Annotated in this window: 23 protein-coding genes and 1 pseudogene; 15 read left to right on the plus strand and 9 right to left on the minus strand. The window is 69.2% G+C overall.

From position 1 onward, the window contains the following. Positions 1-19: 19 nt before the first annotated feature. A complete protein-coding gene (locus tag ACWEO7_RS12950) occupies positions 20-1,093 on the plus strand; it encodes an AraC family transcriptional regulator (RefSeq protein ID WP_452423209.1) in 1,074 nt (357 codons plus the stop codon). Between the two features lie 136 nt (positions 1,094-1,229). Continuing rightward, positions 1,230-3,179, plus strand: coding sequence for a UvrD-helicase domain-containing protein (locus ACWEO7_RS12955; protein WP_452423211.1), 1,950 nt, complete (start codon positions 1,230-1,232; stop codon positions 3,177-3,179). A gap of 64 nt (positions 3,180-3,243) precedes the next feature. Here the strand turns inward: ACWEO7_RS12955 and ACWEO7_RS12960 are convergent, their stop codons facing one another. Further along, positions 3,244-4,224, minus strand: a complete 981-nt coding sequence (locus ACWEO7_RS12960) for a sigma-70 family RNA polymerase sigma factor (RefSeq protein ID WP_452423213.1) — start codon at positions 4,222-4,224, stop codon at positions 3,244-3,246. A gap of 44 nt (positions 4,225-4,268) precedes the next feature. On the opposite strand from ACWEO7_RS12960, the pseudogene ACWEO7_RS12965 reads away from it, so the two are divergent. From ACWEO7_RS12965 to ACWEO7_RS12975, 3 genes and pseudogenes are all read left to right on the plus strand, one after another. After that, positions 4,269-4,490 (plus strand): annotated as a pseudogene (locus tag ACWEO7_RS12965) (TIGR03618 family F420-dependent PPOX class oxidoreductase); the annotation flags it as partial. Positions 4,491-4,599: 109 nt separating this feature from the next. Then, positions 4,600-4,974: a hypothetical protein gene (locus tag ACWEO7_RS12970; protein WP_379254129.1), complete on the plus strand. Its 375-nt coding sequence runs from the start codon at positions 4,600-4,602 to the stop codon at positions 4,972-4,974. Positions 4,975-5,032: 58 nt separating this feature from the next. After that, positions 5,033-5,761, plus strand: a complete 729-nt coding sequence (locus ACWEO7_RS12975) for a VIT1/CCC1 transporter family protein (protein ID WP_452423215.1) — start codon at positions 5,033-5,035, stop codon at positions 5,759-5,761. A gap of 97 nt (positions 5,762-5,858) precedes the next feature. On the opposite strand, the gene ACWEO7_RS12980 is transcribed toward ACWEO7_RS12975, so the two are convergent. The 3 genes from ACWEO7_RS12980 to ACWEO7_RS12990 are packed head-to-tail and all read right to left on the minus strand — an operon-like array spanning position 5,859 to position 6,658. Beyond that, on the minus strand, positions 5,859-6,032 hold the full coding sequence (locus tag ACWEO7_RS12980; RefSeq protein WP_452423216.1) for a CsbD family protein: 174 nt from the start codon (positions 6,030-6,032) through the stop codon (positions 5,859-5,861). A gap of 9 nt (positions 6,033-6,041) precedes the next feature. Beyond that, positions 6,042-6,197 (minus strand): DUF6131 family protein, encoded by a 156-nt coding sequence (locus ACWEO7_RS12985; protein ID WP_086006372.1) that lies wholly within the window; start codon positions 6,195-6,197, stop codon positions 6,042-6,044. Positions 6,198-6,220: 23 nt separating this feature from the next. Beyond that, positions 6,221-6,658: a hypothetical protein gene (locus ACWEO7_RS12990; RefSeq protein WP_452423218.1), complete on the minus strand. Its 438-nt coding sequence runs from the start codon at positions 6,656-6,658 to the stop codon at positions 6,221-6,223. A gap of 113 nt (positions 6,659-6,771) precedes the next feature. Here ACWEO7_RS12990 and ACWEO7_RS12995 point away from each other — a divergent pair, with 113 nt between their 5' ends. The 5 genes from ACWEO7_RS12995 (at position 6,772) to ACWEO7_RS13015 (ending at position 10,578) form a co-directional block, all read left to right on the plus strand. After that, the gene (locus ACWEO7_RS12995; protein WP_067802986.1) at positions 6,772-6,966 is read left to right on the plus strand and encodes a heavy-metal-associated domain-containing protein; all 195 of its coding nucleotides are present in this window, start codon (positions 6,772-6,774) and stop codon (positions 6,964-6,966) included. Positions 6,967-7,037: 71 nt separating this feature from the next. Continuing rightward, on the plus strand, positions 7,038-8,204 hold the full coding sequence (locus tag ACWEO7_RS13000) for a cytochrome P450 (protein ID WP_452423220.1): 1,167 nt from the start codon (positions 7,038-7,040) through the stop codon (positions 8,202-8,204). Positions 8,205-8,422: 218 nt separating this feature from the next. Next, on the plus strand, positions 8,423-8,812 hold the full coding sequence (locus ACWEO7_RS13005; protein ID WP_450019930.1) for a hypothetical protein: 390 nt from the start codon (positions 8,423-8,425) through the stop codon (positions 8,810-8,812). 3 nt (positions 8,813-8,815) lie between these two features. After that, entirely contained in the window at positions 8,816-9,373 is a 558-nt protein-coding gene (locus ACWEO7_RS13010; protein WP_452423222.1) for a hypothetical protein, read from the plus strand. A 2-nt stretch (positions 9,374-9,375) separates the two neighbouring features. Beyond that, positions 9,376-10,578, plus strand: a complete 1,203-nt coding sequence (locus ACWEO7_RS13015) for an MAB_1171c family putative transporter (protein ID WP_452423224.1) — start codon at positions 9,376-9,378, stop codon at positions 10,576-10,578. Between the two features lie 2 nt (positions 10,579-10,580). Here the strand turns inward: ACWEO7_RS13015 and ACWEO7_RS13020 are convergent, their stop codons facing one another. Next, positions 10,581-11,582, minus strand: a complete 1,002-nt coding sequence (locus tag ACWEO7_RS13020) for a DUF418 domain-containing protein (RefSeq protein ID WP_452423226.1) — start codon at positions 11,580-11,582, stop codon at positions 10,581-10,583. A gap of 116 nt (positions 11,583-11,698) precedes the next feature. On the opposite strand from ACWEO7_RS13020, the gene ACWEO7_RS13025 reads away from it, so the two are divergent. Both ACWEO7_RS13025 and ACWEO7_RS13030 read left to right on the plus strand, forming a co-directional pair. After that, positions 11,699-12,190: a MarR family winged helix-turn-helix transcriptional regulator gene (locus tag ACWEO7_RS13025; protein WP_355075635.1), complete on the plus strand. Its 492-nt coding sequence runs from the start codon at positions 11,699-11,701 to the stop codon at positions 12,188-12,190. After that, positions 12,187-12,567 (plus strand): DUF5313 family protein, encoded by a 381-nt coding sequence (locus tag ACWEO7_RS13030; RefSeq protein WP_355075633.1) that lies wholly within the window; start codon positions 12,187-12,189, stop codon positions 12,565-12,567. The genes ACWEO7_RS13025 and ACWEO7_RS13030 overlap by 4 nt, the downstream gene beginning before the upstream one ends. Before the next feature lie 120 nt (positions 12,568-12,687). Here ACWEO7_RS13030 and ACWEO7_RS13035 read toward each other — a convergent pair whose 3' ends face one another. Then, a complete protein-coding gene (locus ACWEO7_RS13035) occupies positions 12,688-13,779 on the minus strand; it encodes a calcium:proton antiporter (protein WP_452423228.1) in 1,092 nt (363 codons plus the stop codon). A gap of 69 nt (positions 13,780-13,848) precedes the next feature. After that, positions 13,849-14,244 carry a nitroreductase/quinone reductase family protein gene (locus ACWEO7_RS13040; RefSeq protein WP_450019919.1) on the minus strand — a complete coding sequence of 132 codons (396 nt, stop codon included), beginning with the start codon at positions 14,242-14,244 and terminating at the stop codon, positions 13,849-13,851. Positions 14,245-14,763: 519 nt separating this feature from the next. Between ACWEO7_RS13040 and ACWEO7_RS13045 the strand changes: the two genes are divergently transcribed. Together ACWEO7_RS13045 and mmuM are read left to right on the plus strand one after the other, a co-directional pair. Continuing rightward, positions 14,764-15,426, plus strand: a complete 663-nt coding sequence (locus ACWEO7_RS13045) for a phosphate signaling complex PhoU family protein (RefSeq protein WP_355075627.1) — start codon at positions 14,764-14,766, stop codon at positions 15,424-15,426. Between the two features lie 49 nt (positions 15,427-15,475). Further along, a complete protein-coding gene (mmuM, locus tag ACWEO7_RS13050; protein WP_452423260.1) occupies positions 15,476-16,378 on the plus strand; it encodes a homocysteine S-methyltransferase in 903 nt (300 codons plus the stop codon). 17 nt (positions 16,379-16,395) lie between these two features. Here mmuM and ACWEO7_RS13055 read toward each other — a convergent pair whose 3' ends face one another. Both ACWEO7_RS13055 and ACWEO7_RS13060 read right to left on the minus strand, forming a co-directional pair. Continuing rightward, positions 16,396-17,256: an RNA polymerase sigma factor gene (locus ACWEO7_RS13055; RefSeq protein WP_452423230.1), complete on the minus strand. Its 861-nt coding sequence runs from the start codon at positions 17,254-17,256 to the stop codon at positions 16,396-16,398. A 63-nt stretch (positions 17,257-17,319) separates the two neighbouring features. After that, positions 17,320-18,192, minus strand: coding sequence for a haloalkane dehalogenase (locus ACWEO7_RS13060; RefSeq protein WP_452423232.1), 873 nt, complete (start codon positions 18,190-18,192; stop codon positions 17,320-17,322). 681 nt (positions 18,193-18,873) lie between these two features. Between ACWEO7_RS13060 and ACWEO7_RS13065 the strand changes: the two genes are divergently transcribed. After that, on the plus strand, positions 18,874-19,596 hold the full coding sequence (locus tag ACWEO7_RS13065; protein ID WP_452423234.1) for an HNH endonuclease family protein: 723 nt from the start codon (positions 18,874-18,876) through the stop codon (positions 19,594-19,596). Position 19,597: the final 1 nt, after the last annotated feature.

Genomic DNA, 19,597 nt, shown 5'->3' on the forward strand with positions numbered 1-19,597 from the left:
GCCCGACGGGGTCGCTATCTTGACTTTGCGCGACAACTATTTGATCCTCGACGACATGTCGGTGATTCGGTCCGCAGGGCTGCGCGGTTTCCGCGCGACCGTGGCCGAACTCGGTGGCGACGCGGAGGCGCTGGCCACGGCGTGCGGTCTGCCGGTGGCCGCCTTGGACGCCGACGATCTGCTCGTGCCGGACGAGCGCGTCGCGGCCGTCCTGGAACTGGCCGCGCAGCAGCTGCGCTGCCCCGACCTGGGTCTGCGGATCTCCCAGCGGCAGGATCTGGACATGCTCGGCCCGCTGGCGCTGGCCATCCGGAATTCGCCGTCGCTGGCCGACGTGCTCGAGTGCACGGCGCGGTACCTGTTCCTGCACGCGCGGTCGCTGAGCCTGACGCTGGAACCGGACCCCTACGGGGATCGCGGCGTGATCGCGCTGCGCTACGGCGTGCGGCCGGGACTTCCCACCCCCGTCCAGGGCACCGACCTGGGCTTGGCGTTCGTGCATCGCACCATTCAGCGCTTGGTGGGCGACCGATACGGGTTGCGCTCGGTGGAGCTGCCCTATCGGCCCGAGGCCGCGGTCGCCGGTTACGAGGAATTCTTCGGCGCCCCGGTGCGGGTCGAGCGGCCCTTCGCGGCGCTACGTATGCCGCGCAGCCTGGCGGGCAGGCCGCTGACCGGCGGTGACGAGAACCTGCACCGGCTGGCGATGGCCTTCCTCGCGGAGCAGTCCGGTGACGCGGCGGCGGCGCTCGCCCCGCAGGTGCGCGCCGCCGTCCAGCAGCTGCTCGGTACGTCCGCGCCCGAGATAGGCGCGGTGGCACGGCTGCTCACCGTGCACCCGCGCACCTTGCAACGACGCCTCGCCGCCGAGCACACCTCGTTCGCCGCGATCCTGGACGAGGTCCGCCGGGACGCGGCCCGGCGTTATCTGACCACGACGGATATGCCGATGAGTCAGGTCGCCTCGCTGATCGGGCTGTCGGAACAAGCGACCTTCACCCGATGCGCCCGAAGATGGTGGGGCACAACGCCGACCACTCTGCGCCGCGTGGAATCCGACGGAAGAACACAGCAGCACAACACTTTCGGGTGACAGGCCGGCAACGGTCCGGTGTCCGATCCGCCCGTTTCGATAACGGTTGTCCCGGAAAGCCCTCAGCGCATTCCCTCCTCGCCGCGGTGTCTTTACCGTCGAAGACGGGGTAGGTGTGCACCGGAAGGGGGACTCCATGAACGCCTGGCTTTCGCGTGTCACGGACACGCTGACCCGCATCCCCGGCCTGACATCGCACCAGCGCACATTTCTCGCCGAGGCGCTGGCCGAACCGGGCCGATACCTGCTCGTCCACCGCGACCCGGTGGACCTGCCCGCCGCGCACGCCCATGCGTTGCTGGTTTGCGGGACAGGACTTTTCGCGTTGCGCTTCGCCGAGGGCGTCCCGGCCGAACTCGACGAGATCCGCCGCGATGTCGAGGCGCGGTTCGGCCGATTGCAGTTCGGGCGCGAGAAGCTGGTCCCCCATGACGTGCAGCTCGTCCTGCTTGTGCCGGCCGGAACCGGGGTGCGCGTGGACGGCCGGTTCGCCGTGGCCGGGCCGGGCGAGCTCGATCGGGTGATCCGCGCACGACAGCGGCACTTGCGACCCACCCGGGCACAGGCCATCGCGAACACCGTCGCCCACCAGTCGGCCCGCGAATACGACTTGCTGGAGTTCGAGGAAGCGGCGCAGGGCGCACCGGATCCCGCTCTGCTCGATCGGTCGGAGGTGCTCGCGCCGCAGCGGAATACGGCGTTGCAGAGGCCGTTCCAGCACTGGATGACCTTCCTGGATCCCGAACAGGAGATCCTGGTCGCGCGCAACTACACCGGTCCCGCCCGGCTGACCGGCCCTGCGGGGACCGGGAAGACCGTTGTGGCGCTGCATCGAATGGCCAGGCAGGCGCAGCGATCCACCGGCCGTCAGCTGTACACGACGTTCGTGAAGACGCTCGCGAACTGCCAGGAGACCTACTTCCGCAGGCTCGCCCCGGGAACCGAGAGCCGCGTCCAGTTCGCCGGTCTGCACGCCTGGGCCCTGGATTTCCTCGCACAGCGGATCGCCGCGCCGAAACTCGACCCGCACGGGGCCGACCGCGTATTCGGCCGCGTCTGGGAGCGGGCGAGGGCCGACTTCGAGGACATCGAGCCGTACGCGAGCTATTGGCGGGAGGAGATCGACCGGGTGATCAAGGGGCGTGAGATCGACGATCTGGACGTCTACCAGCGCGCGGACCGATACGGGCGCAACGGTATTCGCCTCGGCGACGACCGGCGCGCCGACGTGTGGCACAAGCTGTACGTGCCGTACGTCAGCGAGATGCGCGAGCGGGGCATTTCCGACTACAGCGACGTCATCGCCATCGCGCTGGCCGAGATCCGCAACGAACCGCTCCCGGAACCCTATGACGCGGTCGTCGTCGACGAGGTGCAGGACATCACGCTGGCCGGGCTGCGGCTGGCCCACGCCATCGCGGGCGGCAATGGGTCGAGTCCGCTGCTGCTGCTCGGCGACGGCCAGCAGCAGGTGTACGCCGGAGGCTGGCGCATGGCCGAGGCGGGCATCGATCTGCGCGGCCGTGGCGAGATCCTGCGGGTGAACTACCGCAACCGCCGCCGCGTCTGGGAGAACGCCGCGGGCATCGATGCGGTGAACGAGCTCGGCGATTTCGACGACGCGCCCGGCGTGCCGCTGCGCGATGCCGACGTCACCCTGCCCGACGGCGTGGTGCGGATCTGGCGCGGACCGGATCAGTACCTGGAGGCCGCGCTGGTCGACGGTATCCGCGGATGCGGAAAGCCGTTGTCGGATATCGCCGTACTCACCCGGACGCGGCACGAGGCCGGACGGCTCGCCGGGGCGCTGGAGGCCGTCGGCATCGCGACACTGCCCCTGGAAGACTACGACGGAACACCGCGGGCAGCGGTCAAGGTCGGCACGGTGCATCGCGCCAAGGGGCTCGATTTCGCGGCGGTCTTCCATCCGACCTGGCCCGCGGACGCGGACTCGCGCACCGGCGCGGGACGCGAACGAGCCGAACTCGCCGAACGGCAGAAGCTCGTCGCGATCACCAGGGCGCGGGATTACGCCTGGATCGGCATTCGAGACGACCGGCCGCAGACCCAGCGCGGCGGCGGGTAGCGCTCCACGACGATCCGACTCCCGGCTCGCAGTACCGCGTACGTGCGAGGATCGCGACCTTCGTTCACCCGAGGACCGGGGCGAATCCGAACGCGGTGACCAGATCCGGGTCGCCGAACGCGGTGACCCGGATGATCGAGTCCGTGGTCGTGGTGAGCACCGCGACGCCGAAAGCGCGGTAGACGCAACCCGATTGCCGGTGATAGGCGACCGCGGCGAGCTGCCCGTTCGCCGCGGCCGGGAACAGCAACCACGCGCCGGGAGCGCCGAGGACGTGCTCGGCCAGGTAGGCGACGCACGTCCGCTTACCTGAGAACCAGGTGGCCGACGGCGGCATCTCCAGCACCGCGTCCCGGTGCAGCAGGCGTTCGATGGCGGCCGGGTCGGCGCGCCGGAAGGCCGTCAGATACTCCTCGAGCAGCGCGCGCTGCCCCGGCTCGCTCGGCGGCACCGCCTGCTCTGCCGCCGCCGAGACCTCCGTCAACCGGGCTCGCGCGCGCTGCAACGTGCTCTTCACCGCCGCGGTGCTGGTATCGAGCACTCCGGCGACTTCGGCCGCGGGCATACCGAGCACGTCGCGCAACAACAGCACCGCGCGCTGCCTGCCGTTCAGGTGTTGCAGGCAGGCGATCAGCGCCAGGCGCAGGCTGTCGCGAGCCACCGCGACACCCGCCGGGTCCGCCGACTCCGGCGTCACCAGGGTGTCCGGCAGCGGCTCGAGCCACCGGACGCCCGCCGCGGCCACGGGCCGCGCCGACGGGTCCGTGCCCGCGGCGCCGAGTCCGGACGGCAGCACGCGCCGACCGTGGTGCTCGAGCGCGGTCAGGCACGCGTTCGTGGCGATCCGGTAGAGCCAGGTCCGCACCGAGGAGCGGCCCTCGAAGGCGCCGAACGAACGCCAAGCCCGCAAATAGGTCTCCTGCACCACGTCTTCGGCGTCGTGGATCGAGCCGAGCATGCGATAGCAGTGCGCGAGCAGTTCCCGGCGATACGGCTGAGTACGGCGAGTGAATTCGGCGTCTGGTAGCGCACTGGTCGAGGTCATCCGCGGGTCCTTTCCCGGTTCACGAAGCGTGAGCCGTCGCAGATATGGACCGGGTGGGACTCGGCCCGCACGCCGCCGTACTGGCCACCGCGAACGCGGACGGCCGCCCGCAGTCCTCGGTGATCTTCGTCGACCACGACGGCGACACCCTGCTGTTCAGCACGATCGAAGGACGCCTGAAGACCCGCAACATGCGGCGCGATCCGCGGGTGAGCCTGCTGGTGCTCAGCCGCTCCGACGGCCGCTACGCGGAGGTGCGCGGCCGATCGCGCGGATCGCGCCGGAGCGCGTCTACGTCTTCCCGCCCGCTTGAATCGTCACTGGGAAGCCGCGATTCGGCCGCTAGACTCTCCGAACGACTGGGAAGGGGGCCGCATGGACGCGGTTATCAAGGAGGTCGCCGAGGAGGGCAAGCGGCTGATCGACCGGGCTTGGCTCGGCGAGCTCAGCCGCGACCAGGCCGTGCACATGTTCGTCCAGGTCGGCGACGGCATGGTGCGCTACGAGACGGCGCTGACCATCATCGACGACGGTGTGCAACGGCTGGCCGCCAACGCCAGGCGGCTGCGGATCCTGCGCTGGTGCGCGGTACTGGAGTTCCCGGTGTTCGGCGCGTTCGCCGTACTGGCCGTTCTGGTCGGGGATTTCACCACCGCCGGACTCTCGGTGCTGTTCCTGCTGATCCTCCAGATCATCCACCGCACGATGCCGCCGCATCCGTTGGCGGTCCCCCGCCAACCCCGCGCTTAGCCGTGCGAGCTGTGCGGTTCCCGCCCGCGTCGCACCGTGGCGATTAGGGTTGCGTTTCATGGATCGCACGACCGACGCCTCCGGCGCACATCCGCACGAACCGCATGGCAACGGCTTCGCGTCCAAACTCAACTGGCTGCGCGCCGGTGTGCTCGGCGCGAACGACGGGATCGTGTCCACCGCGGGTCTGGTCGTCGGCGTCGCGGCGGCCACCACCGATACAGCGGCCCTGTTCACCGCGGGCATCGCGGGCCTGACGGCGGGCGCGATCTCCATGGCGGTGGGCGAATACGTCTCGGTCAGCACTCAGCGCGATTCCGAGCGGGCCCTGCTGGCGAAAGAGCGCAGGGAGCTGCGCGACGAGCCGGACTACGAGCTGATCGAGCTCACCGGGATCTACCAGGCAAAAGGGCTGACGCCCGAAACGGCGCGCAAGGTCGCCGAGGAACTCACCGCGCACGACGCCTTCACCGCGCACGCGGAGGCCGAACTCGGCCTGAATCCCACCGAGCTGACCAACCCCTGGCTGGCGGCGTTGTCCTCGGCGGTGGCCTTCACCCTCGGCGCGCTGCTGCCGTTGCTGGCCATCCTTCTCCCGCCGGTCGACGCGCGTATTCCGGTGACGTTCGCGGCCGTGCTCGCCGCGCTGGCGCTCACCGGGTCGGTCAGCGCCCGGTTGGGGGGAAGCGCCCGTGGCCGGGCGGTGGTCCGGGTGGTGCTCGGCGGCGCGCTGGCGATGGCCGTCACCTACGGCATCGGACAACTCGCCGGAATCGCCGGAGTCTGACGCGCACGCGAGAATTCGGGCGTTCCCTTCGCGAGAACACGACGATGCCGGGCGGAGGCCATCGGCCTTCGCCCGGCACCGGTCGAGCGGTGCGCGGTCAGCGCTTGAACGCGTGCCGCACCTTGTCCGCGGCGCGTTTCAGATTGCCGCGGGCCTGCTCCCGCCGCCCCTCGGCCTCCAGCCGGGAGTTGCCGGTCGCTCGGCCGACGAATTTCTTCACGCTGCCCCTGGTCGCTTGCACTTGATGCGCGAGGCGATCTTCGAACTTCATGCGGAATCCCTAGTAGTACCAGCGGCGGCCACCCACCGGACGGCCCACCGAACCAGCCACCAGCAGCACGAGCCCGATGATCAGCACGATGATGCCCGCGGTGGTGAGCAGCCCGATTCCGAGCAGCCAACCCAAGACCAGGAGGATGAGGCCGAGAATGATCATTGTCGTATTCCTTTTCTTCTCAATTATTTCGCGGTCACGGGTTTCGAGGTCGATACCGTGGCGCCGCGATCGGTGCGGGCAGTACCCGAACCGGGTGTGCGCAACCACCGCCGCCAAGCCGGCTCCTGCGAAGTGCGTTCGACCGGCGCGGTAGTGCCTGCGGCCAGATCGCGCCGCACCGCCGCCATCTCGCGACGGGACTGTGCGAGTTCACGACGCGCGGCCACGCCGCGGCGGGTGACCCGCCAGGCGCCGGTCAGGACGAGGGCTAGTCCGAACGCCCCGATCGCACCGAGCGTTACTCCGTAACCGAACAGTGCTCCGGTGGAACCGTGGAAGTGATAGTCGAATACCGCGAAATCGCTCGTCAGTTGCTGAGCGGGGCCGGTGTTGCCCACTACCGCGGCAACTCCGATGATCACGGCCGCGATCAAGGCGATGAGCCCGATGATGATGATCATGGCAATTCCTGTTGCGTCGAGTCGTTTGACAACCCGGCTATTCCCGGGGTCCCCACGATCAAACGGGACGGAAAGGAAAGTTTGAGCGAGCGCGATCGGTCAATGCGAATCACATGACGTACACGGTTACTCTGCACAACGTTACCCGCGAGTCCGCGTCCGCGATCGAATCGTCACTGCGCGGCGTCAACGGTATCGATTCCGTCGACATCGACGTGGCCTCGGAGCGCGCGCTCGTGAACTCGACCACGCTGACCTACGGTGAAGTCCTCGACGCGATCCGGCAGACCGGAGCCGCCGCCTCCTGATCGGCCCGCCGCGGGCACCGGCAGCCCTCGGCAGCCACCGTCCCCAGGACACGGTGCGGGATGATGGCCGAGTGACGGATGTGTTCGACTCCGACTTCGCCCGCAACCCGTGGCCCACGCTCGAGCGACTGCGCATCGAAGGGGGCGTTCACCGCGTTCGCACGCCCGACGGGCCACCGGCCTGGCTGGTGACGCGATACCGCGACGTACGGGCCGGGCTGCTGGATGAGCGGCTGTCCACCCGGGTCCGGTATGCCGAGGGAGACGACTACCGGGGCTTCTCGGTGCCGCCACCACTGGACGCGATGCTCAGTGCCGCCCCGGCCGACCACGCACGCCTGCGTAGTCTGGTGACCTCCGAGTTGTCGCCACGCCGATTGGCCGAGTGGACCGACCGCGCGCCCCGCTTGGTGGATTCGCTACTGCACGAGGATGATTCGGGCGAGACCGTCGATCTCGTCGAGCGTCTCGCCGTGCCGCTTCCCGGCGCCGTGCTGGGCGAACTACTCGGCCTCGACGACCACACTGCCGAACGCCTTCGCGGCTGGGCGAATTCGACGCTACTGCCGTCGGCCGCACCACCCCGCGCCCGCGACACCCTAGCCACCATGCTCGCGATCATCGCGGACGCCACCGCGCGGCCACCGCGCTCCGACACCGCGCTAGGGCGCTGGGTAGGCGCATACCGGGCCTGCGGGTCGCCGACCGGTGCTGAGCTGACCGGACTGCTGTTCTACCTGCTGTTCGTCTGGTACGAAGTGCTCGCCGATCTGATCGCGGGTTCGGTGCTCACCTTGCTCGGCCGTCCGGGCCTGCGGCAGACATGGTACGCCCTCGGCGACAAGCAATCAGCCGTGGACGAGCTGCTGCGGCACCTCTCCCCGCAGGTGCTGGCCGGACCGCGCTTCGCGACGACCGACCTGGTCATCGGCGACATGACGATCGCCGCGGGACAGACGGTACTGCTGTGTCTGGCATCGGCCAACCACGATCCCGAGATCTTCCCGCGCCCAGCGGAACCGGACCTCACCAGGGACCGCGCGGACCAGCTCGCGCTCGGCTACGGCATGCACGCCTGCTTGGGGAACGCGCTGGTACGCACCGTCACCGCGGCCGCTCTCGAGCACGTTCTCACCCGATGGCCGGATGCGGCGCTCGCGGTGGACGAACGAGAGATCGCCTGGCGCTCCGGTTTCCGCCATCGCGGACCACTGGCGCTACCGGTGCGGCTCCGATGAGATGGGGCGAGCGACGATGATCGCCCCACCTGCTACCGCTCTGGGATGCCGGGCCTCTCGTGGTCGGCGCCCCTTCGGGGGCGACCACACCGGCATGTGCCGGCGGAGCAGGGACGAGTATGATCTACGCCACAGACCCTGTCAACCACAGGAGACACGCTGACATGGGGGACGGCTTACACCCGTTTACGCGGGCTCTCAACACACTCATCAACGGAATGCACCCGCCCACGGGCAAAGATGGGCGGCCGCAGGAGATCACCCACCGGGCGCTCGCCGAAGACATCCACCGCACCACCGGAACGCGCCTGTCCGCCAACTACCTCTGGAAGCTGCGCACCGGGCAGGCGGTGAACCCGTCCTACGAGACGCTGGAGGTGTTGCGCGGCTACTTCGGGCTCGACAGCCTGGATCCGTTCACCGACCCGCGACTGGCGGCATCGCGCGGCAGCGAATTGGCATTGATCAACGCGCTCAAGGGAAATGCCGAACACGAGGTACTCGAACTGGTGCTGCGCGACGGGCTGCAACAGGGTACGGTCCGCGCTGAATCGGTGCTGGCGATGCTGGACATCCTGCGGCGCATCGAGAACGAGCACAACGGGTGAGCGATGCGGATCGCGGCTTGGAGCAAGGACGGAGGTGACCAGCCGGTGCTGGATCGTCGCTGGCTGCGCCGGGAGCTGCGCGCCATGGGACTGCCCGGCCGGTTCACCGTCGCCGAGCTGGCCGAGGCCGTCGCCGAGCGGCGCGCCCGTCCCCTGCGGCTGCGCCCGGAGAGCTTCCCGGTCACCGGCCTGACCGGCGGCCTGCTGGTCACCGACGCGATCGATTTCATCGCCTATCAGCGCAACACCTCCAAGATGCATCAGGATCACATCGTCTGTCACGAGCTCGGCCATCTGCTCGCCGGGCACCGCACCGTCGACGTGCGCGGCGCGGAAGCCGTGCGGCTGCTCGCGCCGAACATCGACCCCGCGGTCGTGCGGCGCATGCTCGGGCGCACCAGCTACGCGCAGCCACAGGAACGCGAGGCCGAACACATCGCGAATATGCTGATGACGCACCACATCACGCAGTGGACGGCACGGGAGGAGTGGGTCCTGCCCGATTCCGCGCCGGTCGCCGCGCGCCGACTGCTGGACGCGCTGGGGCCGGGGCAGGGCTGAGCATGTGGTTCGCGCTGGTGTACGGCGGCGTGGGCGTCTTCGCCTTCGCGGCGTTCCTGTGGCGAACCGGTCTGGCCCTGCGCAACCCGGGCAATCCCGCGCGCTGGGCGGTCGCGTTCGCCATCCTCGCGGCGGGCATCGGGTTCGAAGCGGCTGTGCCGCGCACCTATACCTGGATCGATGACGTCTCCGGCGTGCCCAACCTGGCGTCCCTGGTGGTGTACGGGGCCATCGCGGGCGCGGTGCTCGCCCAGGTGGTCTGGACCGGGTTCATGGTGGCGGAGCGGGAACCGGACGCGAGCGCGGCACGGCGGGTGCTCGTCCCGCCGATGCTCGTGCCCGTCGTGCTGGCGGCGCTGTTCACGACGGCGCCGGTGCACGACGAGAGTCATCCCACCGACTTCGACGACCACTACGCGAGAGTCCCGCTGGCGGTGGCGTTCCTCGGCGTCTACCTCACCGTCTACTCGGCGGCGCTGATCCGCATCATCGTGTTGTGCCGCCGGTGGATGGGCGAGGTCGATCGAATCTGGTTGCGCCGCGGCCTGCGGTTGCTCGCGCTCGGCAGCGCCGTCGCGCTCGGCTACAGCGTGGGCAAGGTGATCGCGATCGGCGCGGCGTGGTTCGGTATCGATCTGCGCCGCCTCAACACCGATATCGCGCCCGCGTTCGCGAGCCTGGGCGCCACCGTCATGCTGATCGGCTACCTGTGCCCCTCGTTGGCGCCGTGGCTGCTGCACACTACCGCCCGGCTGCGGGCGCTGCCGCGTCTGCGCCCGTTGTGGCTGGCCCTGCGCGAGGTGGACCCGGAACTGGCGCATTTGCCGGACCGGCGCGGCACGGCGGCACGAGATCGGGTGTACCGCAGGGTGATCGAGATACGGGACTGGCTGTTGCGGTTACGACCGCATCTGTCCGCCGAAGCGGTGGCGATCGCCGAGCGGTTGGCGACCGAACTGGAGATCCCGGATCGCAACAGAGCCGCCGCTATCGAGGCCGCCAGCATCGCCGCGGCGCTACGGGCGCACCGGCTCGGTCTGCCGCCCACCGGCGACGACCAGCCGTTCCGTGAACCGAGTCGACCCACACTGGCCGCCGAGTCGGCCTGGCTGGTCGAGGTCGCCGTCCAATTCGCTACGGGGCCGTTGGTTTCGGCGACCCTGGCCGAGCTGGAGAACACCGGCGATCCAGCGGCCCCGCGCTGAACTCAGTACGGACGGCTCGGCACGCGCGTCCGCCGGATCGGCACCACCGTCCACCAGGTGACGCAGCGCCACACCCATTCCAGCGGGCCGTACTCGAACAACCGCAACCACACGGCACTGCACACCGCTTGCACCGCGATGATCCCGACCGCCAACCCGAGCACCGCCGCGTAGCTGCCGAAGCCGGACAGGCCGAGACGCGGTGCCGCGAGCAGGATCAGCGCGGTGGCGCCGACGTAGTTGGTCAAAGCCAGGCGACCCAGCGGCCGCAACACCTCCGCCAGTACCTGGCCCGGCTCGATGCGCAGCAACAGCAGCAGCCCGGTGACATAGGCCAGAGCGCCCAGTAGACCCGCAATAGCCACGGCGGGAGTGGACCACAGTTCCAGATACGGTGTGCGGTATTCCCACCTGCCCGCCACTATCGCGGCGGGCAGGGCGAGGGCGAAGACCGCAGCGATCTGCCAGCCCCGCTCATCGAGTGTGTCCACGATCCCGGCGCGCGCGGTGGCCAGGCCGAGCAGGAACAACCCCGGCGCGAGGGCCAGCCCGCCGCCGAGGGCCAGCGCTACGCCGAATGTTCCTACCAGTCCCGCCAGCAGCACCGCCCAGTTCGGCAGCGCCGAGGCGGGCAGCAGGATCGCCAGCCCGGCCAGCGCGTACGGCAGCAGCGCCTCACCCGGCTGGAACTGCTGATGGACCAGGCCGATCACCCCGAGCGCGAGCAAGCGGCGGATCAGGACCAGTCGCGGGCGCTCGCTCCGTTCCTCGGCACTGTCCAGCAGCAGTGCGAAGCCGATCCCGAACAGGAACGAGAAGATCGGGAAGAACCGTCCCTCGAACACCACCGACAGCGTGTGCCGGATCGGTAGCACCACGCCCGATTCGTCCGTCGCCGCGATGTCGGTGATCCGCCAGATGTTCACCACCAGCATGCCGCACAGCGCGAAGCCACGAACCGCGTCGAGTTCCTCGATGCGTAGCGGACCCGCGTCGTGGTGCATGGATTCACGGTATCCAGCGGCGGCCCCGAAGCCGGTATCTCGCGCCGAGATGTCGCCCACATTGATTAACACACGAACTATTCATGCGCTAATTTAGCGGTAGACAAGGAGGACCGATGGAGACCGAGATCGAGGATCCGCTGCGCCTGGACCGGCAGGTGTGCTTCGCGCTGGCCGTGGCCAATCGCGCGGTGCTGGCCGTCTACCGTCCGCTGCTCGAACCGCTCGGGCTCACCCACCCGCAGTATCTGGTGATGCTGGCGCTCTGGGGCGAGGCGCCGATGTCGGTGAAAGCGATCGCCGAGGCCATCCAGCTCGACTCCCCCACACTGTCCCCGCTGCTCAAACGCCTCGAAGCCGCCGGGCTGATCAGTCGCGAACGCGACAGCCGAGACGAGCGCAACCTTGTGGTGAACCTCACCCCGGCCGGAGCCGAACTGCGCGCGAAGGCCGAGCGGATACCGCCCGCCGTCGTCCAACGCCTCGGCGTGACCCTGGCCGACCTCGAGCAGTTGCGCGATGTCCTCACCCGGGTGAACGAGGCGGCCCGCCGGTCGATGCTCGCCGAGCCCCACGCCCCGTCCTCGAACACAGGAGCCCGGTCATGACCCGACAGCAACGACGGCCAGGTCCGATCCAGTGGATCGGCTACGCCTTCGGCCGCCGCCTGCCCGATTCGATGCGTGAGTGGGTGCGCGACGACCTGACCGGTAGGTTCGCTGCCACCCGGCACGTGCTGCGCGGAATGGTGCCGTTTACACCCCTGTTCGCGGTGTTCCTGCTCTTCCCCGGCGAGCTGTGGCTACGCGGCGCGATGGTCCTGCTGGCGCTGCTGCTGGCCCTGTTCTACACGATCGCTTTCATGCCGATGAACCGTGCGCATCGGCTCGCGAAGCACGGCTTGCCCGCGGATCTGGAGAATCCGCAGCGCGCGCAGCGCCGAGCGCTGGAACGAGCCAGGTACGCGGCTCAGCACCCACACTGAGCGCACGGCTCGCGGCCACCGAAGGCGGGGTGTCTTCCGTCCGGCGGTCCCCGTGCTCGCACCGCTAGAACCGCACCAGTTCGGCGGTGCCCGCGTCGAGGCGCTCGTCTGCGCCGTCCGCTAAGGGCTGGCGGCGAGGCCGACGAAGGCGGCGAACACCGCCAGGTGGACGCCGCCCTGCAGCAGCGTCGCCCGCCCCGGAACGATCGTCAGCCCACCGACCACGACGGTCAGCGCCAGCAGCACCATCTGCGTCGCCCCCAAGCCGAGCACCAAGGGGCCCTCCAGCCAGATGCTGGCCACGGCGATCGCCGGAATGGTGAGGCCGATGCTCGCCATGGCCGAACCCAGCGCCAGATTGAGACCGATCTGCACCTGGTCGCGGCGCGCGGCCCGCACCGCGGCGATCGTCTCGGGCAGCAGCACCAGCAACGCGATCACCACGCCGACCGCCGATTGCGGCAGACCCGCCGACTGGACCGCCGATTCCACGGCGGGCGAGACCACCTTCGCCAGCCCCACCACGCAGACCAGGGCGACCAGCAGCAGACCGAGGCTGGTGACGGCGTCGCGCACGGTAGGTGGCTCGACACGCTCGTCGTCCTCGGCGACGACGCCGTCCGCCTCCACCGGCAGGAAGTCGTCCGGATGACGCACGGTCTGCACCATCACGAACAAGCCGTACAGCGCGAGCGAGGCCACCGCGGCGAAGGCCAGCTGCGCGGGCGAGAACTCCGGGCCGGGTTTGCTCGTGGTGAAGGTCGGCAACACGAGGCTGAGCGTGGCCAGCGTCGCGACGGTGGCCAGCGCCGCACCGGTGCCTTCGGCGTTGAACACCGCCACGCGCCTGCGCAACGCCCCCATCAGCAGGCAGAGACCGAGGATGCCGTTGCAGGTGATCATCGCCGCGGCGAAGACCGTGTCGCGGGCCAAGGTCGCGGTCTTGTCACCGCCCTGGGTCATCAGCGTGAGAATGAGCGCGACTTCGATCACGGTCACCGCGACGGCCAGCACCAGCGAGCCGAACGGCTCACCGACCCGGCGCGCCACCACCTCCGCGTGATGAACCGCCGAGAGCACCGCCCCGATCAACGCCACCACCACAACCGTCACCGCGACACCGGGCAGACTTCGGCCCCAGGTGACCGTGAGCGCGACAACGGCGAGCAATGGTACGAGCACGGTCCAACGGGCGATCAACAGACGGATCATGCCCACCATGGTTCCAGCAAATTGCTCGCATCCAGGTCAGGCGACCAATGCCCCCGCCCCGCCGCGGGTTCAGTCGTCCAGATCGATGCGCAGCGTGAGCAGGTCGGTGCCGACCAACCGGACGGCCGCGCTGTTTGCGCGCGGCAGGGCCGCCAACCGGGCACGCGGGTCGTCGTCGGGCAGCAGGTGGGCGGTGCCCGCGTGCCAGCGGCCGTGCAGCCGCAGCCGGACTCGATTGTTCGCCTTGATGTTTCGCACATACTGGGATCGCTCGCCGAACTCGGAGACCAGCCAGAACTCCCGGCCGATCTTCCGTCCGCCGATCGGAGTGATCCGCGGCTGCCCGCTCACCCGGCCGGTGGTCTCCAAAAGAGTCTGCCCGGGCAGCGTACTGAGGATCGGATTGCCCAGTCGGCGCTGGAACGTCGTCACCACACGATGCTGGATATCGCGCAAGTTCGGCATGCCGCGACCGTAACACCGGGCGCACCGGTCGGCAGGCTTCGCCGCGTGCGCGATTCGGGCCTTGACCAGGGCACAGCCCCGCACGCGGCGGACCGCGGCAGCCACAGGAACCGGGACGCAAACGCCCGCCCATCGCGTCGCGCAGTGTCGACCGTCCACGCCGCCGCACCGAGCTGGACAGGGCACGCGGTGAGCAACCACGCGAGTCGCCATGCGCCGCAACAGCGCAATGTGATGCGCGGCATAGATCTCCGGTCGGGCAATGCATCTCCTCCGCTGCCCCGGCCGGCATGCGTGCGTGAGTGCCGCGAGACGCACGCGCCGGTGCATCCGATCCGCCATAGCGTGTTCCGGCCGCGAAAAGCACCGCTTGAAACGTGTTTTCCCGTCGTCCTCCTGGCGAAGCGATCGCGCGTGGTCCGCGTTCCCATCCGCGACGGCATGTCGAGGCGATGTCGTTACCGAAGAACATCCGGCGAGGAATCGACCCCGCCCCGGTCGATAGGTGAGAATTTGGCGGTGCGCACCCAGTTCACTGCCGAGCTCATCGCGTTGACCAATGATCTGACGCTGATGTGCACGCTGGCCCACGACGCCGTCGAGCGTGTCACCGACGCGCTCGTCGACGCCGACCTCACCGCGACATACGAGGTCTTCGCGCTCGACGAGCAGTTGCAGAAGATGTACGGCGCATGCGAGGCGCGCACCGTGGTGTTACTGGCGCTACAGGCTCCGGTGGCCCGCGACCTGCGGCACGTGGTGACCGCGATCCAGATCGCCGGTGAGCTGTCTCGCATCGGCTGGCTCGCCAGCCGGGTCGCCGACAAGGTGTATCAGAGTCACCCCGGACATGCTGCCGAGCAACCCATCCTGGACATCCTCGCCGCGATGGGCAAGCTGGCGGCCGAGCGTACGGCTTTGGCCGGGCGAGCGGTCGCCGGCCGACATCCGCTGCCGGAGGAGGAGACGCCTGCGGACCACTCGATGGAAACGCTGCACCGGCAACTGCATTCCGCGCTGCGCGACCCCGCGTCCCAGCCATCCACCGAAGTCGCGATCGACAACGCACTCTTGGGACACCACTTGGAGCGCTGTGCCGATCACACCGCGCGCATCGAGCGGCTCATCCGTTTCCTCGACACCGGGGTACCCCCGACCGCCCAGCCCACCGACGACGAGTGAATCCGCGTCCTACAGTGGAGCCGTGCTGTTCGACCCTGCCGCGGGGGCACTGATCTCGGACGGTGGACTGGCCACCGAGCTGGAGGCGCGCGGCCACGACCTCTCCGACGCGTTGTGGTCGGCCCGCCTGCTCGTGGACGATCCCGCCGCGATCCGGTCCGGGCACGAAGCTTATTTCCGGGCGGGCGCCGACATCGCGACCACCGCCACCTACCAGGCTTCTTTCGAGGGCTTCGCCGCACGCGGGCTGACCAGAGCGCAGACGGTGGAGCTGTGGCGACGTGGCGTGGCGCTGGCCCGTGCCGCGTGCGACGCCGAGGCCGCTGATCGGCGCCGCTGGGTCGCCGCCTCGATCGGCCCCTACGGCGCCGCGCTGGCGGACGGATCGGAATACCGTGGCCGCTACGGGCGCACCGTAGCTGAACTGCGGGCCTGGCACCGACCGCGCATGGAGGTGCTCGCGGAGGCGGGCGCCGACCTGCTGGCCATGGAGACCGTTCCCGACGTCGACGAAGCCGAAGCGCTGGTCGACCTGGTGAACGACCTCGGCGTGCCCGCATGGCTGAGCTACACCGTCGACGGCGCGCGCACCAGAGCCGGGCAACCGCTCGCCGACGCCTTCGCGGTGGCCACGGGCTCAGACTCGATCGTCGCGATCGGCGTGAACTGCTGCGCGCCCGCCGATGTCGCCGCCGCGGTCGAACTCGCCGCCGGAACCGGCAAGCCCGTGGTCGCCTACCCGAACAGCGGTGAGGACTGGGATGCTGCGCGCCACCGTTGGACCGGCCCCACCCGGTTCACCGCAGGACAAGCCAGGGACTGGTTCGCCCGAGGCGCACGGATCATCGGCGGCTGCTGCCGGGTCGGCCCCGCGCAGATCACACGCCTGGCAACGGAGCTACGAGGAACCCCGCCCGGCACCGGTTCACCCAACGCGGAAGCACCGGGCTGATCACCGACGCGGCGGGTTCACGTCTCCTCGAGCATGGGGAAACGCCCCGAACCGAGCAGCCCCGCGATCGCGTCCATCTTCGCCTGCGGCGCGGCGTAGTCGGGGTGCGCGCGCAGCACCGACGCCGCGTCGTGCAGCCGGATCATCTGCCGTTCGGCCTCGGCCGCGGTGCGCCCGCCCGCGCTGACCGGATGGCGCGCGTACACCGGACGGCTCCGGTCGACCCGTCCCAGCGCCAGAGCTTTGTCCACGCGGCGCGAGCAGCGGCAGAACGCCGCCGGGTCGACCAGGCCACAGGTCGAGTTCAGGAAGTTCCCGAGCCGTTTCTTGGCGCGCTCCAACCGCTTTCGATAGGCGGTGGGGGTGATGTCTAGGATCCAGGCGGCCTCGGTGGAGTTCAGCTCGAACACGTCGCCGAGCACGAAGGCGATCCGTTCGTCCCGGGCCAGGCATTGCAACATGCCTTGACTACAGGTGAGCCGCACCTCGGCAGTGAGAAGCACCGCTTCCGGTCCGCGATAGTCCGCCTCCGACAGTCCGTCGGCCAGCCCGTCCCGGTAGGCGTCCAAGCTCAGTTCCGCGGCCTCCTGCGGGGTCTGCCGCCGCAGATTCAGCAGATGGTTGACGCCGATGCGGTAGGCCCAGGTGAGCAGCTTCGCCTCGCCGCGCCAGGTGTGCAGATGATCGAGGACGCGCACCATGATCTCCTGCGTCGCGTCCTCGGCCTCCGCGGGCCGCCAGACCATGCGCAGCGCCAGCCGGTACAGCGGATCCTGCAACAGGCGCACCACCTCGGCGACGGCGGCCCGGTTGCCCGCGACCGCGCGGGCGACCATGGCCTTCTCGTCCGCCGCCACTCGCTCGTGCTCCGTGCTCATCCGGCCATCATTCGGCCCGCGCGCGGTCGGCGCAAGCACTGCCGGATCACATCGCGGCCGAGATCACGCGCGAGCGGCGGCACCGACCAAGGCGTGCCGGTCGAGCCACTGCGCGACCGCCCGGCCGATCTCGTCCGGCCGATCCTCCGGCGCGTGGTGGCCCGCCGGAGGGATCGCGACGACCTCGGCGCTCGCGAAGGTGCTCGCGGCCCAGTCGATCGCCTCCGCCGATCCCAGCCCGACGCCGTTCTCCAACGCCATCAGCAACTTGGGCACCTCGGGCGTCGCGGCCGCCCAGTCGTCGTAGTGCCGCACCAGGGCAACCACGTCGGCGGGCTCGCCGTCCAGCGGGAACTCCCGCGGCCACGCCAGCAGCGGCTTGCGCGAGGCCGGGGTCGGATACGGCGCCCGGTACACGTCGTGGTCCTCGGGCGACAGGTCGGCGACGCCCTTCGGCAGGTTGAACTCGATGAAGATGTTCTCCTCCAGGATCATCCGCTCCCCTTCCGCGGAGCGGAACTTCCGGAACAACTCGGCGCCGAGCGGAGGCAGCTCGTCGAAGCGCATCGGCCGCAGGAACGTTTCGATCAGCGCGATCCCGCGCACCCGGCCGGGATGCCGCGCGGCCCAGTCCATGCCCAGCGCGCCGCCCCAGTCGTGTCCGACCAGCACCACTCGGTCCAGCCCGAGCGCGTCGAACCAGGCGTCGAGGTAGGCGGCGTGATCGGTGAAACGGTAGGCGCTGTCCGGCTTGCCCGACTCCCCCATGCCGATCAGGTCCGGCGCCAGCACCCTGCTCCGGTCGGCCACGTGCGGAATGACGTTGCGCCACAGATGCGAGGAGGTCGGATTGCCGTGCAGGAACACGACGGGGATCTCTCCCGCACCGGTATCGCGGTAGTTGATGAACGAGTCGATGACGTCGACGGTGGGCATGACGTGGTCCTTTCGGGTCCGGCTTTATCGCCTGCACCCGTTTGGACACACGATTCACACCGCCTGTGACCGGATATGAAGTGAGCATCGTCACAGCCCCGTCGAACAGGTCGTCGCGAAGGCGTCAACTCTCGGACACATCCGTACTCATACAGTAGATATATGGCCGAAACTGAAGATCGGCTGAGAAACTTTCCGAACCGTCCGAACGAACTTGCCAATTCGCGCGGCATCTATCTACTGTCTTGATACGTAGAAAGAAGCGTGATCGAGACGGAGCGGATGCGTGCGGCAACGGGAAACGGCTTCCCTGGTCACCGGCGCCCGCCGGACATCGAACACCCCTGATCATCACGAGTGAGTCCGGAGCAGGCGCGGCTCGACACCTCGGGACCTCCCCCTCATCAGCCCCGTGGTGTCGTCCCAGTGCGGGTTTCGGAGTGGACAACCATCCGCACAACCGCGCGGCTCCACCGGCCTCCTCGTGATCACCGCCCCCGAATCGGCGCCGGCACGGCGATTCGGGGGCGGCCCCGTTCTCCGGCTCGGCAGCTCTGACGCACGGCCCGTTACCGGCCAGCTGTGCCGAATCTCATACGCGCCGATCGGTTGTGCGAACCCGGTCACTGGATACCTTTTCGCCGGTTACAGTTTCAAGTGGATTCGGCGTTAGGAAGTTCGATGAAGTCCACAGTGCAACGGCTGGCTCTGATCGGCATCATGGTGGCGACTTCCATCGGACTGGTCTCCTGCACAACCGTTCCGCCCGGCCAGTCGACCGCGTCGGGCTGCGGTTCCGGCGGACGGGCCTGCGCCGACGCGCCCGCCCCGCTTCCCTCGCGCGACGCGCTCGGGCTGTTGAACGCGCTGCGCGTAGCCGACCGTGCGCCCAAGACCGGATACAGCCGTGACGAATTCGGGCCGCCCTGGTCCGACAATGTCTCGGTGCCCGGCGGCAACAACGGCTGCGACACCCGCAACGACATCCTCCAGCGCGACATGACCGACGTGACGTTCAAGTCGGGCAAGTGCATCGTCGCGACCGGAACGCTCGCCGACTTCTACACCGGAAAGACCATCGACTTCAAGCGCGGCACGAAGTCCTCCGACGACGTGCAGATCGACCATGTCGTCGCGCTCTCGGACGCGTGGCAGAAAGGCGCACAGAAGCTTTCCGCCGAACGCCGCCGCGACCTGGCCAACGACCCGCTGAACCTGCAGGCCGTGGACGGTCCGACCAACCAGTCCAAGAGCGACTCCGACGCGGCCGATTGGCTGCCGCCGAACAAGGGTTACCACTGCGCCTACGTGACCAGGCAGATCCAGGTGAAGACGGCCTACCAGCTCTGGGTCACCGCGGCCGAAAAGGACGCCATGACGCGGATTCTCACCGCCTGCCCCTGAG

This window comes from Nocardia sp. NPDC004260 (assembly GCF_053603155.1).

What these genes read in the sequence shown, in the direction of transcription:
- ACWEO7_RS13010 (WP_452423222.1), top strand. Translation starts at nt 8,816, where the DNA reads ATGCGGATCGCGGCTTGGAGCAAGGACGGAGGTGACCAGCCGGTGCTG.
- ACWEO7_RS13065 (WP_452423234.1), top strand. Translation starts at nt 18,874, where the DNA reads ATGAAGTCCACAGTGCAACGGCTGGCTCTGATCGGCATCATGGTGGCG.
- ACWEO7_RS12990 (WP_452423218.1), bottom strand. Translation starts at nt 6,658, where the DNA reads ATGATCATCATCATCGGGCTCATCGCCTTGATCGCGGCCGTGATCATC.
- ACWEO7_RS12980 (WP_452423216.1), bottom strand. Translation starts at nt 6,032, where the DNA reads ATGAAGTTCGAAGATCGCCTCGCGCATCAAGTGCAAGCGACCAGGGGC.
- ACWEO7_RS13060 (WP_452423232.1), bottom strand. Translation starts at nt 18,192, where the DNA reads ATGCCCACCGTCGACGTCATCGACTCGTTCATCAACTACCGCGATACC.
- ACWEO7_RS13035 (WP_452423228.1), bottom strand. Translation starts at nt 13,779, where the DNA reads ATGATCCGTCTGTTGATCGCCCGTTGGACCGTGCTCGTACCATTGCTC.
- ACWEO7_RS13020 (WP_452423226.1), bottom strand. Translation starts at nt 11,582, where the DNA reads ATGCACCACGACGCGGGTCCGCTACGCATCGAGGAACTCGACGCGGTT.
- ACWEO7_RS12995 (WP_067802986.1), top strand. Translation starts at nt 6,772, where the DNA reads ATGACGTACACGGTTACTCTGCACAACGTTACCCGCGAGTCCGCGTCC.
- ACWEO7_RS12975 (WP_452423215.1), top strand. Translation starts at nt 5,033, where the DNA reads ATGGATCGCACGACCGACGCCTCCGGCGCACATCCGCACGAACCGCAT.
- ACWEO7_RS12960 (WP_452423213.1), bottom strand. Translation starts at nt 4,224, where the DNA reads ATGACCTCGACCAGTGCGCTACCAGACGCCGAATTCACTCGCCGTACT.
- ACWEO7_RS13040 (WP_450019919.1), bottom strand. Translation starts at nt 14,244, where the DNA reads ATGCCGAACTTGCGCGATATCCAGCATCGTGTGGTGACGACGTTCCAG.
- ACWEO7_RS12985 (WP_086006372.1), bottom strand. Translation starts at nt 6,197, where the DNA reads ATGATCATTCTCGGCCTCATCCTCCTGGTCTTGGGTTGGCTGCTCGGA.
- ACWEO7_RS13030 (WP_355075633.1), top strand. Translation starts at nt 12,187, where the DNA reads ATGACCCGACAGCAACGACGGCCAGGTCCGATCCAGTGGATCGGCTAC.
- ACWEO7_RS13055 (WP_452423230.1), bottom strand. Translation starts at nt 17,256, where the DNA reads ATGAGCACGGAGCACGAGCGAGTGGCGGCGGACGAGAAGGCCATGGTC.
- ACWEO7_RS12970 (WP_379254129.1), top strand. Translation starts at nt 4,600, where the DNA reads ATGGACGCGGTTATCAAGGAGGTCGCCGAGGAGGGCAAGCGGCTGATC.
- ACWEO7_RS13005 (WP_450019930.1), top strand. Translation starts at nt 8,423, where the DNA reads ATGCACCCGCCCACGGGCAAAGATGGGCGGCCGCAGGAGATCACCCAC.
- ACWEO7_RS13025 (WP_355075635.1), top strand. Translation starts at nt 11,699, where the DNA reads ATGGAGACCGAGATCGAGGATCCGCTGCGCCTGGACCGGCAGGTGTGC.
- ACWEO7_RS13015 (WP_452423224.1), top strand. Translation starts at nt 9,376, where the DNA reads ATGTGGTTCGCGCTGGTGTACGGCGGCGTGGGCGTCTTCGCCTTCGCG.
- ACWEO7_RS12955 (WP_452423211.1), top strand. Translation starts at nt 1,230, where the DNA reads ATGAACGCCTGGCTTTCGCGTGTCACGGACACGCTGACCCGCATCCCC.